Source organism: [Bacillus] enclensis (assembly GCF_001456935.1).
Lineage (GTDB): Bacteria > Bacillota > Bacilli > Bacillales > Bacillaceae_B > Rossellomorea > Rossellomorea enclensis.
This window is the reverse complement of the sequence record NZ_KQ758483.1, coordinates 352,051-368,319: the sequence shown is the minus strand read 5'-3', so window position 1 is coordinate 368,319 and position 16,269 is coordinate 352,051. Positions and strand designations below refer to the sequence as shown.

At 43.5% G+C, this 16,269-nt stretch carries 14 protein-coding genes; 2 read left to right on the top strand and 12 right to left on the bottom strand.

All coding sequences use genetic code 11. From position 1 onward, the window contains the following. Position 1 precedes the first annotated feature (1 nt). The 6 genes from AS034_RS09525 to AS034_RS09500 all read right to left on the bottom strand — a co-directional run bounded on the left by AS034_RS09525 (position 2) and on the right by AS034_RS09500 (position 8,392). A complete protein-coding gene (locus tag AS034_RS09525; protein WP_032089018.1) occupies positions 2-664 on the bottom strand; it encodes a potassium channel family protein in 663 nt (220 codons plus the stop codon). Positions 665-810: 146 nt separating this feature from the next. Further along, the gene (locus AS034_RS09520; RefSeq protein WP_032089019.1) at positions 811-1,824 is read right to left on the bottom strand and encodes a cytochrome d ubiquinol oxidase subunit II; all 1,014 of its coding nucleotides are present in this window, start codon (positions 1,822-1,824) and stop codon (positions 811-813) included. 69 nt (positions 1,825-1,893) lie between these two features. Beyond that, complete coding sequence (locus tag AS034_RS09515) at positions 1,894-3,231, bottom strand: cytochrome ubiquinol oxidase subunit I (RefSeq protein WP_058298338.1); 1,338 nt, start codon at positions 3,229-3,231, stop codon at positions 1,894-1,896. A gap of 431 nt (positions 3,232-3,662) precedes the next feature. Further along, entirely contained in the window at positions 3,663-4,397 is a 735-nt protein-coding gene (locus AS034_RS09510; RefSeq protein ID WP_058298337.1) for a nuclease-related domain-containing protein, read from the bottom strand. Between the two features lie 407 nt (positions 4,398-4,804). After that, a complete protein-coding gene (locus AS034_RS09505; protein WP_058298336.1) occupies positions 4,805-6,628 on the bottom strand; it encodes an ABC transporter ATP-binding protein in 1,824 nt (607 codons plus the stop codon). A gap of 9 nt (positions 6,629-6,637) precedes the next feature. Further along, positions 6,638-8,392, bottom strand: coding sequence for an ABC transporter ATP-binding protein (locus AS034_RS09500; protein ID WP_058298335.1), 1,755 nt, complete (start codon positions 8,390-8,392; stop codon positions 6,638-6,640). Between the two features lie 663 nt (positions 8,393-9,055). On the opposite strand from AS034_RS09500, the gene AS034_RS09495 reads away from it, so the two are divergent. Then, positions 9,056-9,922 carry a mechanosensitive ion channel family protein gene (locus tag AS034_RS09495; protein ID WP_232353977.1) on the top strand — a complete coding sequence of 289 codons (867 nt, stop codon included), beginning with the start codon at positions 9,056-9,058 and terminating at the stop codon, positions 9,920-9,922. 44 nt (positions 9,923-9,966) lie between these two features. On the opposite strand, the gene AS034_RS09490 is transcribed toward AS034_RS09495, so the two are convergent. From AS034_RS09490 to AS034_RS09480, 3 genes are all read right to left on the bottom strand, one after another. Then, positions 9,967-11,097, bottom strand: coding sequence for an N-acetyldiaminopimelate deacetylase (locus tag AS034_RS09490; RefSeq protein ID WP_058298334.1), 1,131 nt, complete (start codon positions 11,095-11,097; stop codon positions 9,967-9,969). Positions 11,098-11,221: 124 nt separating this feature from the next. Then, positions 11,222-11,932: a 2,3,4,5-tetrahydropyridine-2,6-dicarboxylate N-acetyltransferase gene (dapD, locus tag AS034_RS09485; protein ID WP_058298333.1), complete on the bottom strand. Its 711-nt coding sequence runs from the start codon at positions 11,930-11,932 to the stop codon at positions 11,222-11,224. A 90-nt stretch (positions 11,933-12,022) separates the two neighbouring features. Further along, entirely contained in the window at positions 12,023-12,907 is an 885-nt protein-coding gene (locus AS034_RS09480; RefSeq protein WP_058298332.1) for a LysR family transcriptional regulator, read from the bottom strand. Positions 12,908-13,016: 109 nt separating this feature from the next. Between AS034_RS09480 and AS034_RS09475 the strand changes: the two genes are divergently transcribed. Further along, positions 13,017-13,742 carry a sulfite exporter TauE/SafE family protein gene (locus AS034_RS09475; protein ID WP_058298331.1) on the top strand — a complete coding sequence of 242 codons (726 nt, stop codon included), beginning with the start codon at positions 13,017-13,019 and terminating at the stop codon, positions 13,740-13,742. On the opposite strand, the gene AS034_RS09470 is transcribed toward AS034_RS09475, so the two are convergent. The 3 genes from AS034_RS09470 to AS034_RS09460 form a co-directional block, all read right to left on the bottom strand. Next, entirely contained in the window at positions 13,731-15,230 is a 1,500-nt protein-coding gene (locus tag AS034_RS09470; protein WP_058298330.1) for an MDR family MFS transporter, read from the bottom strand. The genes AS034_RS09475 and AS034_RS09470 overlap by 12 nt on opposite strands. Positions 15,231-15,340: 110 nt before the next feature. Further along, positions 15,341-15,778, bottom strand: coding sequence for a cyclic-di-AMP-binding protein CbpB (gene cbpB, locus AS034_RS09465; protein ID WP_058298329.1), 438 nt, complete (start codon positions 15,776-15,778; stop codon positions 15,341-15,343). A gap of 209 nt (positions 15,779-15,987) precedes the next feature. Further along, positions 15,988-16,233 carry a YkuJ family protein gene (locus AS034_RS09460; protein WP_032089035.1) on the bottom strand — a complete coding sequence of 82 codons (246 nt, stop codon included), beginning with the start codon at positions 16,231-16,233 and terminating at the stop codon, positions 15,988-15,990. Positions 16,234-16,269 lie beyond the last annotated feature (36 nt).

Below are 16,269 nucleotides of genomic sequence, written 5' to 3'. Positions count from 1 at the left end.
ATTAAACTGAAAATACCTTCTTTTCAAACCGATTGATATCAGAATCCGCACCAATTACAATCAAGATATCCCCCACTCTGATTTCCTCGTCCGCCTGTGGAGAAACAATGATGTCACGGTCACGTTTAACTGCAACAATATTAATACCGTATCTGGCCCGTATGTCAAGGCTGCTCAGCGTATTCCCCGCCAGATGATCATTTGCGACAATTTCGACAATCGAGTGTTCATCTGAGAGTTCAAGATAATCCAATACGTTATTGGAGACAATATTGTGAGCAATCCTCCTGCCCATATCCCTTTCAGGATGGACAACCTGATTCGCCCCGATTTTCCTGAGGACTTTTTCATGATAGTCATTTTGTGCCTTTACGGTTATCTTTTCCACACCTATTTCTTTCAGCATAAGCGTTGTCAGGATACTGGACTGAATGTCATCCCCGATCGCAACGATCACATGGTCGAAATTTTTGATCCCCAGACTTTTTAATACCGATTCATCCGTTGAATCAGCCATAACGGCGTGGGAAGCAATGGACGAAAATTCATTGACCTTGTCTTCGTCCTGATCGATGGCCATTACTTCCATCCCCTGTTCGGTCAGCGACCGCACGATGCTTCCGCCGAACCGGCCCAACCCGATTACCACAAATTCTTTTTTCATCTTCATTCCCCCAGATTTTCCAGTACCATACTACCTATATATTACCATGAAGTATATCGGAAATTCGATTATTGTCTTGAAAAAAGCGGAGAATCTTACAGACGTAAGGAATTCCCCGCTTTTTCTTTCAAATTATATAGAACACGTCATTTTTTACCTTTTACGTAGTCTGCATCAAATAAAAACAATCTCATCAATAAAATCAGTGAAGGAATCAGCAGCAAAAGCCCTGCCACGAATGCAATCACGAGCGCCATCCCCATCGTTGGATTTGTCACACTGGATTCAATCGTAATATAAGGCTTCAAGATATAAGGCAAGTGGGATGCTCCGTAGCCGAAGAATGCAAAGAAGAATTGAAACATCACAAGCACAAAAGCAGTTCCGAATTTCTTTCGTTTGTAAATCAAGAACGATGCCGCCAGGAAGCTGAGAAGTGACAGCCCGAACATCCACCAGATATCAAGCGCATTTGTGAAGTGTTCCTGATTATGTTCCCTCAGTCCGACAAATACTAAGAAACTTGCAAGGATAGTAGGAGGACTCCAGAATAACGAAAACTTCCTCAATACCTCCCTTGAATCCATATCCCCCGCCCGATCTGCGTAGTAAGTCAAAAAAGCCGCACTAATAAACAACACTGAAACAATAGACAATACGACTACGCTCCAGGAATAAGGACTTGTAAACAGTTCTCCAGCCAGGAACTCCACCTTCCCGTCCGTGACCTTGAGGAAACCTCCTTCTGAAATCGTCAAAGCTGTAGAAAGCGACGCGGGAATCAATAATCCTGTTGCACCATAAAGAAAAAGATAAATGATATTTTCCTTGGAACCGTAATTATTGAACGCATAAAAGCTCCCCCGTATGGCAAGCAAAATAATTGCGATGCTCCCCGGGATCAAAAGTGCTGTCCCGTAATAATAGGCTGTATCCGGAAAGAAACCGACAAGTCCCACAAAAAAGAATACAAAGAAAACATTCGTCACTTCCCATACAGGTGACAAGTACCGGCTGATCAACTCATTCAATGTATGCTCCTTATTCTTCAACCTTCCATAAAAAGCAAAGAATCCGGCGCCAAAATCGATGGAAGCCACTATTAGATAACCATAAAGGAAAATCCACAAAACTGTGATCCCCACTATTTCCAAACTCATAGCCATTCCTCCCTCTCAACATCCTTACCAGCCCCTTTCATTTCGTTTCGTTGAAAAGGCTTGTCAGGGTTATTTTGTACGTTTAGGAAATCGTTGTTCCAACTCCGCTTCCGCCGGTTTATTCTTGAACATCTTGATTAACACTACAACACATAGAATACCGAGCAGAATGTATAATCCTACAAATAGTGCGAACGTCAAGCCAACACCGTCTGCCTTTGTCGCTGCGTCCGCAACCTTCATGTATCCTCGTAAGATCCAAGGCTGGCGGCCGACCTCCGCATAAATCCATCCGAATTCAATGGCCAGCATGGCGAGCGGACCACTGGCAACGATCCCCCATAAAAGCGGCTTATTCCATTCATTCCGCTTTTTCCATTTCCAAAAGAGAATGAACAAACCTGAAATGAAAATACTGAAAAATCCTATAGAGACCATGCCATCAAATAAATAATGAATCCACAACGGCGGTCTTTCATCTTCAGGCGTTTCATTCAATCCGATTACCTCATGTTCAAACGAACTCCCTGCCAGAAAGCTGAGGAATCCAGGCAGCCTGATCTCGTTATGAACCTCATTGTTTTCATCCAGCGTACCGAATACAATCAAGTCGGCATTTTTTTCAGTTTCGAAATGCCATTCTGCTGCAGCAAGTTTTTCAGGCTGATACTCTGCAAGGAACTTTGCAGATAAATCCCCTGCCAAAGCGGTCGCAAAGGCAAAGATAAGGGCAGATACCATCGTTAAACGCAAAGCCTTTTTGTGATACTCGCTACCCTTCTTCTTTAAAATCGTAAAGGCCGTGATACCTGCCAAAATCAACGCTGAAGTCAAGTATGCTGTAGTCAGAACATGAAAGACTTTTGTAGGAGTCGCCGGGTTCAGCATGGCAGCTATCGGGTCGATATTGATCGCTTTCCCATTACTGAGTTCAAATCCCTGCGGTGTATTCATGAACGCATTGACCGTCGTAATGAACAAAGCAGAAGCAGAAGATCCGATCATGACCGGAATCGTCAACAGCCAGTGAATCCACTTATTCTTAAAACGGTCCCACGTATATAAATAGATTCCTAGAAAAATTGCCTCAAAGAAAAACGCAAATGTTTCCATAAACAAAGGCAGCGCAATAACCTGTCCGGCAACCTGCATGAAAGCCGGCCAAAGCATCGACAGCTGAAGACCTATCGCCGTGCCCGTGACTACCCCAACAGCAACCGTGATCGTAAACCCGCGCGCCCATCTTCTTGCCAATAAAGTATAATGAGGATCATTCCGCTTGATCCCCATGAACTCGGCAATCGAAATCATTATCGGTACACCTACCCCGATCGTTGCAAAAATTATATGAAACGCAAGGGTGGTGGATGTCAGCATCCTGCTCAAAATCACACTATCTAATTCCATAATTATATCCCCCTGACAGTTAATAGCGAATACTTACTATTTATCACTTAATGGTTATTATAAAACCTATCCATGAGTTTGTGAAGTGTTGAACATGTATATTTTGTGACATATTTCACAAACTTTTGTTTGATTTTAGTATAGGTTGGTTTTTGGGGTTGGGCAAGGGATTGGTTTGGGGGATGCTCCCTTGCCGTTTTAATTATTTATTTAAAGGAAAGTCAATTTGGTTGAGAATACTTAGTCCCTCTCCCTGATCCGCTTGAAATAAAAGCCATGGACTTTAATAGATATTGAGCGAGGCGGGGCGATGAGATTTGGAGGAAGTCCCTGGCGTCATGATTTGTAATTTCAGGACCCATGAGAAGAAAATAATCATTAAATGCCTGCATATGGGCTCTTTTATCATACGATCCGCATGGAGCACAAAGTCAGGAAGCCTTATTTCTAACCATCGAAAATTCTTTACATCTCGTGCACTGAATACCTTTAATGTAATCGACTTGGAATTTATTAATTGGATATGGCCGGTGCTCTTTTAAGAGCATTTTTGAAGTGCGTCTCAATTCCTTTTCTTCGATAAAGTGAGAATTGGAGGTATTCATTAGTTCCTGAATTTTAGGAAGGAGGTTTTCTATCCTCAACACTTTATGAACTACTTCTGTATCGTGGGGAGATGCTGAAAGTATTGACGAGGGGTTTGTAAAAACAACCAAAAACTCTATGGGAAGGCTGGGCAGCTTCATTTTCTTTAACCAGTTCTTCAAGTGAATCTTGTATTTTTTACACTGAGCGATTGGGCTGGGGAAAGCCGTTATCTCTCCATTAATTATTCTTTCTATTTGACCGAATTCAGGGGAGATTTTAATCCTGCCTGAAATATTTTTAATCTCAAGGATGAGAGCCAAATATTTCGTCAGTATCAATGTATCAATCTGAATATAGGTACTGCCTGTTTGCAGGCATAAATCATGAATAATATAAGTATCCTTTGAATCTATAATACTTAACAATCGGTCTACTCTACATTCACCAGAGTAGCCTGCACGTGCTTTCAATAGGGATTCTTCTATTTGGGGGCGAAGATCTGATAGCGGCGGGAGTCTTTTTAATGCAGCTTCGTTATATAGGATCGTTTCGGGGACGGGTCTTTCTCTGAGTATCACTTTTCCACTCCTTTGTTTATAATTTTTCACTTACTTGTTTGTTTTCTTTTCTCCATACAGGTACCAATACCCTTTATTATTGGTGAATTTAGTTTGTTTTTAATTGAAATCCGCCTGAATAAGGCGGCCAAATTAACGTACTTCAACAATATTGTAGGAATCAGTGAGTTTGTCGGATGCAATAAACAGGGAACTTTGCGTTATCAACAAAATTTGGGATTTACCAACGTTTTTTCGGAATTGCCAACAAAAATGAAGCTGGTATCAACGTTTTTCAGGGTTTACCAACAAACAACAGGCACTTACCGACAATTCGACACAATCCATCAAATCCCGCGACACCACTGCTCCATTCAAAAACCCCACACCAAAAGTGCAGGGTCCCCCAATTAATATATCGAATGAAACTACATAGCATCCAACATCCTAAACTGCGACTTCACCAATTCGTAATAATCGCCTTCTTGTTCCATGAGTTCATCATGATTGCCGGATTCTTTGATCTTGCCGTGTTCCAGTACAAAGATTTTGTCGGATTCACGAATTGTCGATAGACGGTGTGCAATGATGATTGCCGTTCGTCCTGCCAGCAATTTTTTCAATGCGTTTTGAATCTTGACTTCAGTTTCTGTGTCGATGGAAGCTGTGGCTTCATCCAGGATGATGATTCGCGGATTTGCCAGCAGGGCGCGGGCGAACGACAGCAGCTGTCTTTCTCCGACGGATAAAACGTTTCCTCGTTCTTCAACTTCCGTTTCGTAGCTGTCTGAGAGTTTCTCGATGAATTCATTCGCTCCTATAGCTTCTGCAGCTGCGCGGACTTCTTCATCCGTGGCGTCCGGTCTCCCGAAGCGGATGTTATCCTTGATCGTTCCCGAAAAGATAAATGTATCCTGAAGTACAATGCTGATTTGGCTGCGCAGGCTTGCGACGGTCACTTCACGCAGATTGACACCGTCAACCTTTACTTCTCCTTTAGTAGGATCGTAGAAGCGGCTGATCAGATTCGCAATGGTTGTTTTACCCGAACCGGTGTGCCCTACCAGTGCGACGGTCTGTCCTGCCTTCATTTCAAGATTGATGCTCTTCAGGGCTTTTCTCTTATCGTCGTAAGAGAATTCCACATCTTCAAATTGTATTCTTCCCTTGATATCATTCAACTCGATAGCGTTTTGTTTTTCATTGACAATAGGCTGCTCATCGAGAAATTCAAAGATACGTTCGGAGGACGCCATACCGATAAGAAGCTGATTGTAAACCTGCCCCAGCCTTGAAATCGGTTCCCAGAACATCCCCAGGTAGAATGCAAATGAAACAAACTCCCCAAGTTGCAGTGAGCCTCCCTGGATAAGATGTACCCCATACCAGATCAGCACTGCTGTACCTACGGCATTTGTCAATTCCACCATAGGCCTGAACATCGCATTTTTCTTTGTGGCTGTTTTCCAGCTGTCGTACGTTTCTGTATTCACTCCATCGAAGAAAGCCATGTTTTCTTTTTCCTGGGTGAATGATTGAGTGACACGTATCCCCTGTATGCTCTCATTCAAATGAGAATTCAGTTTAGCCTGCTTGATCCTCACGTCTTGCCAGGACCTGCGGATTTTTTTCCGCAGGCTGGTTGAAATGAAGAACATGATCGGAAGAATGACCATAACGGCCAATGTAAGTTCCGGACTGAGCGTAAACAGGATAACAATGATCCCGGCAAGCAGGATGATGTCCATCAGCAGGTTGATGACCCCGTTCGTGAACAGTTCCTGAAGGGAGTTGATGTCATTCATGATCCGGACAAGGATCGAACCTGCCGATCGCTGGTCGAAGAAGCGGTGTGAGAGCCACTGTACGTGACTGAACAAATGCTTCCTCAAGTCATATATGACACCCTGCCCGAGCTGATTCATCCAGCGTATCCGTAGGACATTGGCGATATAATTGATGACATAGAGTCCGGCAATGATGCCGACCAGTGTAAAGAGAAGTGTTCCATCCTTCTGCCTGATCGCTTTGTCAAGCGTGTATACACCAATCAGGATCGGGATGATCAGCCGGATCGCGGTTGTAATCAAGACGGTGACGATCGACAGGGGAAGCAGTCTCTTTGAGTATGGCTTTAAATAGGTCAGCAAACGCCAGAGTTGTTCCCAGTTGAAGGGTTTGTCGATTGCCTGGTCGGTCGAATAATGAAACCGGCTTAAGACATTCTTATTCACTTTCGTTTTCTTACTCATTCCCCTCACCTACCTTCCTTGTGCCTGGAGTATTTTTTTTTGGTCTTTGTATTGAATATCGTAAATGCGCTGATAAGGTCCATTGTTTTTGAGCAGGAAGTCATGCACGCCACGCTCGACGATTTTTCCATTTTCCAGCACGAGTATCTCATCGGCATGTTTCAATGAAGAAATACGGTGTGCAATGATGAAGGTCGTTCGGTCGGACATGACATTTTTGAGTGCCTTTTGGATTCTGAATTCTGTTTCCATATCCACTGCACTGGTTGCATCGTCAAGGATCAGGATCGATGGGTCGGTGCAGAGCGCGCGTGCGATGGCAATTCGCTGTTTCTGCCCGCCGGACAGGCCGAGTCCCCTCTCCCCGAGTCTTGTATCATAACCATCAGGAAGCTCGGTGATGAAGTCATGCGCCTGTGCCATCTTGGCTGCTTCAATGATGTCTTCCATCGACGCTTCGGGACGGCCATATGAAATGTTCGCCTTGATCGTTGATGAAAACAGGAATGACTCTTGAAGTACAACCCCGATATTGTTGCGAAGGGATTTTAAAGAGTAATCATCCAGCGCCTTTCCATCAATTAGTATTTCGCCATTAGTAGGTTCATAGAATCGGGTCATTAACTGGGTGATACTCGTTTTACCTGATCCGGTTCCCCCGATCAGCCCGATGACTTTCCCGCTTGCGGCTTTAAAGGAGATATCCTCCAGGGCTGCTTCATCATGTTCTGTATAATTTAAGGTTACGTGATTGAATTCCACTTCACCTTTCATCCTGTCTACATTGATCACATCGTCATGGTCTTTGATTTTTTCATCGACTTCAAGGATCTCCAGCAAGCGTTCTCCCGAAGCTTTTGATTGTGAGAATAGATTGATGGTGAATCCGAGGTTCATGATCGGCCAGATGATATACCAGACAAGGCTGTAGAACGCCACAAGTTCACCGGGCTGGAGGCCGCCGTTCATGACGAGGTATCCGCCATAAGCAAGGAGCGTGACAACACTGACATTCCCCAGGAACTCCATTAACGGGAAATATTTTGCCCAAATATCTGACGTAAACAGATATCTATCTTTGTAGTCTCCATTCGACGTGTTGAACTTACTGATTTGGTACTCTTCACGTGAAAGAGACTTGACTGTATTGATACCGCTGATATTCTCCTGTACATTCGTATTCAGCTTCCCGAATGATTTACGGATTCCCCTGAAAGCAGGGTGGACAGCTTTATCAAATTTATAGACGGCAATTGCCAGGAATGGCAGTGAAACCAGTGTCACAAATGTTAGTGACGGAGAATAATAGAACATGACTCCAAAGCTGACACTGATTAATAGGAAGAAACGTAAAAGTTCCGTGAAACCGAATGACAGGAAAAAGCGGAATGATTCAACGTCTGCCGTCAAGCGTGACATCAGATCCCCTGTCTTTGCATTATCATAATAACTGAATGGCAGGAATTGCAGTTTTTCATATAATTCATTCCTCAGTCTGTAAACGGAAGTGATTCCGAACAGGTCACCGCAATACTGCTGAACGAATGTGGTGATTCCCTTCAATATCATGATGCCGACGAATCCAAATGCAAGATATGGGATCCATTTATAGTTCCCTTTTAAAATGACATCATCAATGGTTTTTTGAAGAATGATTGGATATACAACGGTAATCCCCGTTACAAATAATAAGAAGAACATTGAAATGAAAAAGTACTTCTTATACGGCCAATAATAGGCTTTTAATTTTTTGAATGTTTCCATAATTCCTCTCCCTTCCCCTGGGTGCGTAAAAACGACGTATTATTAAATATATCGGCTTTCGAAATATTTATCTACCCTTTTTTTAGAATTTTTTACTTTTTTGTGAATTGTTTTTATTTATTATTGTTTCACATACTTATAGATAATCTTCTCTATACCGCAGTTGATTTCCGGGCAAGACTACGCTTTCCGCGGGTAGCCCGTAAGCCTCCTCGTCACTGCGTTCCTGCGGGAAGGAAAAGCGGAGGGGCTTTGCTCAGAGGCGGGTGGCATAAGGCGAATCGTCCAAGAAGGCGTTCTTTGCCTTCTTGGACGAGTTGACTTATGAACATGTGCCTCTAAGCCCCGTTGCTAGACAGGTCTCACATAAGCTACTCTTCCCGCAGGAATCTTCGTCTTGCACTACAATCAACTGCTGGAACAATATAAAATAATATTTTGTTTTATAAGCCTATTCTATAAATAAACTTTTCTTGAAAAATCGGTCGTTTGACCGATACATTCTAATCATTCTGTTGGATATTCTGTTCTGCGAAAGTTGTTTATCTCCATACAGGAGGGGAATAAATCTATAGGCTGTTGACAGGTTTCTTCTTTGACATAACCCATCTGTCAATGTGTATACTATAAAGGTTCATAATTTTATTGGAAAGGATGTTTGGATTGGATTACATACTTGGATTAAATGTTTTAGGCGACAGGATTGCCAATTTCAATTGGGGCGGGCTTCTTGTCACTATAGGAATAGGCGCCTTGCAGATACTTGCTATCTGGATTGCCTTCATAATGGTAAAGGCAGCTGCAAACAAAGTGATTGAAAGAATATTTGATAAGTATAGTAAAAGAAATGACGTTTCCGCAGGCAGAGCACAGACGCTCCAAAGCCTCAGTAAAAACATTGTAGGATATGTCCTGATTTTTATCTTTTTTGTTACAATTTTACAGATATTCGGCATTCAGGTAACGGCGATCCTTGCAGGTGCCGGAATCGTCGGTCTTGCAGTTGGATTCGGCGCCCAGGGACTAGTCAGTGATGTGGTGACAGGCTTCTTCATTCTTTTAGAAAAACAAGTCGACGTCGGCGACTATGTCAGCACTGGGAATTTCTCAGGTATCGTAGAAGAGGTTGGTCTCCGCACTACTCATATCCGGGGATTCGATGGCACGCTTCATTACGTTCCTAACAGGGAAATCACCAGTGTCAGCAATCATTCCAGAGGGAATATGCGTGCACTTGTGGATATAGGGATTTCGTATGATGATGACATCGATAAGGCAATGGTAGTCATGCAGGAAGTGTGCGACAGGATTGCCCGGGAAGACGACAACATTGTGGAAGGTCCGAATGTCGTCGGGGTTCAGACTCTGGGAGCCTCCGATGTGGTGCTCCGCATTATCGGGAAGACGAGGAATATGGAACAGTGGGGTGTAGAAAGAAAGCTTCGTAAAGCATTAAAAGAAGCTCTCGATCAAAACGGTATTGAAATTCCATTCCCTCATCAAGTCTATATTGAAAAGAAAGAGCAATAACAAAAAGGTCCGGCGCCGATACTAACGGCTCCGGACCTTTTCCTTTAATTCTTTCCATTCAGTGATTCGAAATAGTCCGTCAATAACGAGATGGCAAAATCAATCGCGCCTTCATCCGGAACGAGTTTAGAATGATGCAGGCCGTATGGAGAATTCACACCCAGCCAAAACATAAACCCAGGTATTTTCTCCAGCATATAGCCAAAATCTTCTCCGGTCATGGCTTCTTTGCAGATAACAAGATTCCTGTTTTCTGTTTTCTCAATAAACGTAACGAAGTCCTTCGTCCATTTGGGATCGTTGTACACTTGCTGATACATGCTGCCGTAATCAACTTCAATATCACAGTCATAACTGATTTTCATGCCTTCGACCAAAGCTTCCAGCCTCGTTTTCACACTTTTCATCGATTTGGGGGAAAGTGTACGGATAGTACCTTCGAGGGTGGCTGTTTCGGCAATGATATTTTGGACGGTGCCGCTTTCCATCTTTCCAATCGTAATGACCGCACTGTCAAGCGGATCCACATTCCTTGATACGATTGACTGAAGCTGTGTTACAAAATAAGAAGCAGCTACAATCATATCTTTGGTTTGATGGGGATAAGCAGCATGCCCTCCTTTCCCCTTGAATGTGATGAACAATTCAGATGTGTTGGCAAACAGCAGCCCTTCTTTTATCGCCACCGTGCCGACTTCATATTCGGGTGCAATGTGCAACGCGAAAATGGCATCGGGCATCCATTCGTTCAACTCGGAACTATCCAGCATGGGCTGTGCTCCTCCGGGTCCTTCTTCTGCCGGCTGAAAAATGAACAGCAAATCATCTTCTATAGGGGACTGAACAAAATGTGTCAGTACGCCAAGTGCAATGGACATATGAAGGTCGTGGCCGCATGCGTGCATCCTTCCTTCATGAGTGGAATGGAACTCCAGACCTGTTTCTTCCTTGATCGGCAGTCCGTCTATATCGGAACGGTAACCGATGACTCTTGAAGGGTTTGTACCCGGCACTTTTACAAGCAGGCCTGTCTTCCATTTCTTCAACTCATATCGATGTGCAGGCAAATCTGTAATGTAATCAATCAAATACTTCTGTGTCTTGAATTCTTGAAATCCCAGTTCCGGGATTTTGTGAAGGTCTCTTCTGATGGTCTTGAAATCTTTAGCAATCATCCTGCCGCACCCTGCCTTTCTGTCACCACTCTAGACAAAAAGAACAGACGAAAGATTTTTCTTTCCGCCCGTTCTTTCATGAGAGTGTTTCTAAAATATGAATTCCAGCTTTTTCGACAGTCGTTTACAGCTGACGAAGCTCCTGTTTGATTTCAGTTTTTGATTTGGTCTTGTCATCGATGTCTTTAAGCTTTTTGGCAGGCGTGCCTGCTACAACCGTATATGGTGCCACATCATCAACGACTACTGCACCCGCTGCGACCACTGATCCTTTGCCGACTGTTACGCCTTCCAATACCACGGCATTCGCCCCGATCACTACATCATCTTCAATGATGACCGGTTTTGCTGAAGGCGGCTCGATGACACCTGCAAGCACGGCTCCTGCACCAATATGGCAGTTCTTACCTACTGTGGCCCTTCCGCCTAGGACCACATTCATATCGATCATCGTCCCTGCACCTACGACTGACCCGATATTAATGACTGAGCCCATCATGATGACGCAGTTTTCTCCGATTTCGACCTGATCACGGATGATGGCACCAGGTTCGATACGCGCTTTGACACTTTTTAAATCCAACAGTGGGATCGCTGAGTTCCTGCGGTCATTTTCAAGTACATAATCCTCAATTTTATCACTGTTATCTTTAAGTACCTTGGAAAGTTCATTCCACTCTCCGAATACAACCCCTGTCTTTCCATCAATGAATGTTTGAGAGGAAGCGCCAAAATCGATTCCGTCCAATTCCCCTTTCACATAAACCTTTACAGGTGTTGATTTTGTACTATTTTGAATAAACGAAATAATTTCGTTTGCATCCATCATTTTCATGCATTTCCCCTCCAAAGTTATGTATAAATTCAGATTCTTTCTTGAATTACTTTAACAAATTAAAGGGTAGAAGACAACCCAAAATCCTGTTTATTGTGAATTTCCATCAAGGAATTCCTTTACGACCTCAACAAATGCACTGACCTGCCTGAGTTCAAAAGCATACTCGTAGCCGAGCAGCCAGGTATCCCTGTGAATGAGGGCATCATGATCATCGACCAGTGGAATTTTATATATATTTTCTTCCATCCCATCATCAAGAGTGATTGCAGGCAGTATGGCATATCCGATTCCATTCAGGGTCATCTGTTTGCAAGTCTCGATCTGATCCACTACGATAGTGCGTTTCGGGGTCGTCTGGAACTGTCGGTGCCACCATTCCTGTATTTCCTGATAGTAATTCGAATCACTCTTGAATTGTATGAACGGTCTGTCTGTTTTCATCACTTCTTCAATTGACTGGATTTCACGATCCACCAAGTACAAAGTGTCCTGGAATAAATGATGTTTCGGGCCTTTCCAATCTGGCGTTCCCCTTATGATACCGATATGGACCTCATCCTCATAGATTGCCTTCAGGATTTCGCTGCTCCACCCTGTCATAAGAGATATTTTTGCGTGGGGATAGGTCTCGACAAAGCGCTTCAGGACTTTCGGCAGCCAGTTCTGACCGACAATCGACGCACAGGCAATCTTTAATGTACCGTGAACCTCATTTTCAAGTGCCTGGATCTGTTCTTTCACAAGTTCCTGCTTCCCTAGCATTTCTTCTGCCAACCTGACGACAAGCTCACCGGCCGGGGTCAGCGACAATCCTTTTTGTGAGCGGAGGAAAAGTTTGGTCCCCCATTCTTTTTCGATATTTTGCAGCCGCTGAGATAGCGCAGGCTGAGAGACAAACAGTCTTTCGGCTGCTTTTCTCATATTCATTTCCTGGGCTAATACTTGCAGTAATTGATATTCCGTAAATGCCATGCTCATTACCTCATAAGTTTTTCTTATATTATATCTTAAAATAATTAAAATTTCATTATCGTTTATATTGGAATACACTATAAGTACAAAGAACGGCGAGGTGGGAAAAATGGAACTGCTATTGTTTGCAACAGGTATGACTGTCGCTTTTATCGGGACACTTGCAGGAAGCGGGGGGTTGATCGGCATGCCGATGATGCTGCTTCTCGGCATCCCTGTCCACACCAGTATAGCGACTGCAAAATTTTCAAATATCATCAGTTCATCATCAAGCTTTGTTTACTTGCTTAAAGATCGTAAAATAACCCTGAAAGAATGCCTCCCCATCGTCCCGATTGCCATTACAGGCGGACTTGCAGGAGCTCTCCTTTCAGACAAGATAGACCCGGAAGTGCTCGAATGGATGGCTTTTTTCTTCTTATTGGGTGCATTGCTCTTAAGCATATTAAAAAGAAACAAGACTGAAAAAGCAGCAGAAGAACATAAGCTTCCTTTTGGTAAACTTTTTTTGATCAGCAGCTATGACGGATTATTCGGCCCCGGCCAGGCCACTATCCTCATGTACACATATTTAAGGCACGGTTTCTCTTATTTAAAGACCGTTGCATTGACGAGGTTCCAGACCTTTGTCAGCTGCCTTGGGGCATTCATCATGTATTTGGTCAATGGCCATGTCGACTGGATGACTGCGGTCCCTTTTGCTTTTGGTGCTTTGATCGGCGCTCAGCTCTCTGTCAGATTGGCATCTAAAATCTCCATTAAACAAGCTGGGATCTTATTGAATATCATTACGTTGATCCTTATCTTACAAGTTGGACTCCGCCTATTTCTTTAAGCCCTTGTCTTTTGGGATGAAAATGATTCCGATAAGACTGAATACTGCAAAGAGAAGGACGACAAGGTAGACGGTGTGTAGTGATGATGTCAAACCGTCCTGAAGAGTTTGTATCAGCTCGGGGCTCATTGCTGCCCTCTCTGATTCGCTTAATAAAGCATTCACCCCATCTATTGATAGATCACTGTCTGAATTCGTCTTTTGGAGATAGTCCTGCAATCTGCTGTTCAGGATCCCTCCAAGGAGTGCTGCACCTATCGTGGTCCCAAGGTTTCTCATAAACATATTCGTTGCTGTCGCGATGCCCCTTACCTTCCATTCGACAGTGGACTGGATGGAAACGATAAAAGCCGTGGATGAAAGCCCCATCCCGACCCCGATTAAAAAGGAGCCTGATGCTGCCCATAACGGCCCGTATGAAGGCTGCATAAACACAAAGACAGCAGCACCCGCCACGAGTGCAATCCCCCCAATCAAAGAGGTGATGAAATAACCGGCCTTTATCAGCAGCCGCCCTGCAATCGTCGCTGAAATCGGCCAGCCTATCGACATGGCTGTGAGGGTGAATCCAGCAACAGTAGCGCTTCTTTCCATGACTCCCTGTACAAAGGCGGGAAGAAAACTCGAAATCCCAATAAGCATGATACCAGTAGTAAGTGACACCACATTCGCTACGAGAATGGACCTTACTTTCCACAAATCAAATGGCATCATAGGCTGGGGTGTCCTCATTTCATGATAAACAAACACAGCCAGACCCGTGACAGACAAACCGATCAGAAAGATCGTCTGCCAGGAATCCCACGGCAGGCGCACACCCCCTTCTACCAGTACAAACATTAATGTGGATACGGTCAGCACAAGCAATGCGGCACCGCCGTAATCAATTACAGGTTTCTTCTTCTCTATATCCTCATGCAGGAATAACCATAGGCCTGCAATGGCGAGGATTCCCAACGGGATATTGATCCAAAAGACAAACCGCCAGCTCACATATTCTACAAGAATTCCTCCGATGAGCGGTCCGCTGATTGCCGAAATCCCCCAGACACTCGACAGATAGCCTTGTATTTTTGCACGTTCCTCTTTTGAATAAATGTCACCGACGATCGTCGTTGCCATAGGGAGCACCGCGCCGGCACCGAAACCTTGAATAAACCTGAACACGATGAGCTGTGTCATTGATTGGGAAAACCCGCAAAGGATCGAACCAATCAGGAAAATGATGATGCCCACTGTAATGATCGGTTTCCTCCCAAAAAGATCCGATAGCTTCCCATAGATCAATACCGTAACAGCATTCATTAATAAATATGCAGAAAATACCCAACTGTAAAGTGAGAAACCACCCAGATCCCCTACGATCGCTGGCATGGCGGTAGAAACGATCGTAGCTTCAATCGCTCCCATAAACATTGCAAGCATTACTGCTCCCAGTACATATGGTTTTTTTGTCTGTTTAATAGCTTTCTTCCCCAAACTACTCATATCGTTCTCCTTACATCATTCTTCATTGAAAGAGGATGACACGTAATGCCATCCTCCCCGCTCTGCAAGCAGGTTCACCCTGCCCTCCATATAATCTCCCCCAAAAAATATCAGGAGGTATAGATATTGCGTTTTAACTGCTTCAACATCACTCTTCTTGTCAAAATCCCTTCAAATGAATCATTTTCTGATATCACACACAGAAAAGGATGATTGATCAGCAGCTCTAGTGCTTTCTTAAAATCAGAACCCAGCGAAATGGAAGGGAATTCCCCCGTCATCACTTCTTCAACTTTCATTGATTCAAGCCTTTCAAATTCAAAGCGCTCGAGCCCCAGCACTGCATCTGTTATTAACGAGGAACTGATAAGTCCTTGCAAACGAAATGCGGGATCCAATATGGGTATAGAAGAATATCCGCTCTTAGTGAGAAGCAGCAAGGCATGTTCCAGGGAGTTCCCGATCTGGACATGAGCGACTTTCTCTGATGGAATGATAAAATCTTTAATGTTCGTTTCTAAAAATTCCTTACTATTCAATGAAATCATGCAAAACCCCTCATTTTTAATGTTTCATTTACCTTGTTACTTTTTTTAAAATCATGTTGTTTTAAATATCAATTTTTCAGCAAGTGCCAAATTAATTTTAACACATGAACAGAAAAATGTTGTAATAATCAATCCTAAATTACAATAAATGGGTAGAATCCAAAAAAAATAACCAAATAAGATTAAGATCTCATCTGGTTATCTTTGTATTATTCTTGATTTGCTTCCTGCAGCAATTCATAAATTTCGATTGCCGTGATGTCGATGTTGTCAAAAGGAAAACTGCTCCCTTTTTCATTCATGACTTCAATTTCAAAGGTATCCTGTTTCGGCAGATACTTTACCTCACAGATCTTCTTTCCGTTGTATTCAAAAAAACGCTGTTGAGTTTCCCCTTGTTCACCTTGTTCTTGCAATGTCTTTAATCTTTGTATGATTCCAAGAAGCTGAGACATAAGCAGTCTCTCCTTTCCTGTTCTATTTCTTTTTTC

Bases quoted from the DNA above. Each gene is read 5' to 3' on its own strand.
- AS034_RS09525 (WP_032089018.1), bottom strand. From the start codon at position 664: ATGAAAAAAGAATTTGTGGTAATCGGGTTGGGCCGGTTCGGCGGAAGC.
- AS034_RS09520 (WP_032089019.1), bottom strand. From the start codon at position 1,824: ATGAGTTTGGAAATAGTGGGGATCACAGTTTTGTGGATTTTCCTTTAT.
- AS034_RS09515 (WP_058298338.1), bottom strand. From the start codon at position 3,231: ATGGAATTAGATAGTGTGATTTTGAGCAGGATGCTGACATCCACCACC.
- AS034_RS09505 (WP_058298336.1), bottom strand. From the start codon at position 6,628: ATGAGTAAGAAAACGAAAGTGAATAAGAATGTCTTAAGCCGGTTTCAT.
- AS034_RS09500 (WP_058298335.1), bottom strand. From the start codon at position 8,392: ATGGAAACATTCAAAAAATTAAAAGCCTATTATTGGCCGTATAAGAAG.
- AS034_RS09490 (WP_058298334.1), bottom strand. From the start codon at position 11,097: ATGATTGCTAAAGATTTCAAGACCATCAGAAGAGACCTTCACAAAATC.
- dapD (WP_058298333.1), bottom strand. From the start codon at position 11,932: ATGAAAATGATGGATGCAAACGAAATTATTTCGTTTATTCAAAATAGT.
- AS034_RS09480 (WP_058298332.1), bottom strand. From the start codon at position 12,907: ATGGCATTTACGGAATATCAATTACTGCAAGTATTAGCCCAGGAAATG.
- AS034_RS09475 (WP_058298331.1), top strand. From the start codon at position 13,017: ATGGAACTGCTATTGTTTGCAACAGGTATGACTGTCGCTTTTATCGGG.
- AS034_RS09470 (WP_058298330.1), bottom strand. From the start codon at position 15,230: ATGAGTAGTTTGGGGAAGAAAGCTATTAAACAGACAAAAAAACCATAT.
- cbpB (WP_058298329.1), bottom strand. From the start codon at position 15,778: ATGATTTCATTGAATAGTAAGGAATTTTTAGAAACGAACATTAAAGAT.
- AS034_RS09460 (WP_032089035.1), bottom strand. From the start codon at position 16,233: ATGTCTCAGCTTCTTGGAATCATACAAAGATTAAAGACATTGCAAGAA.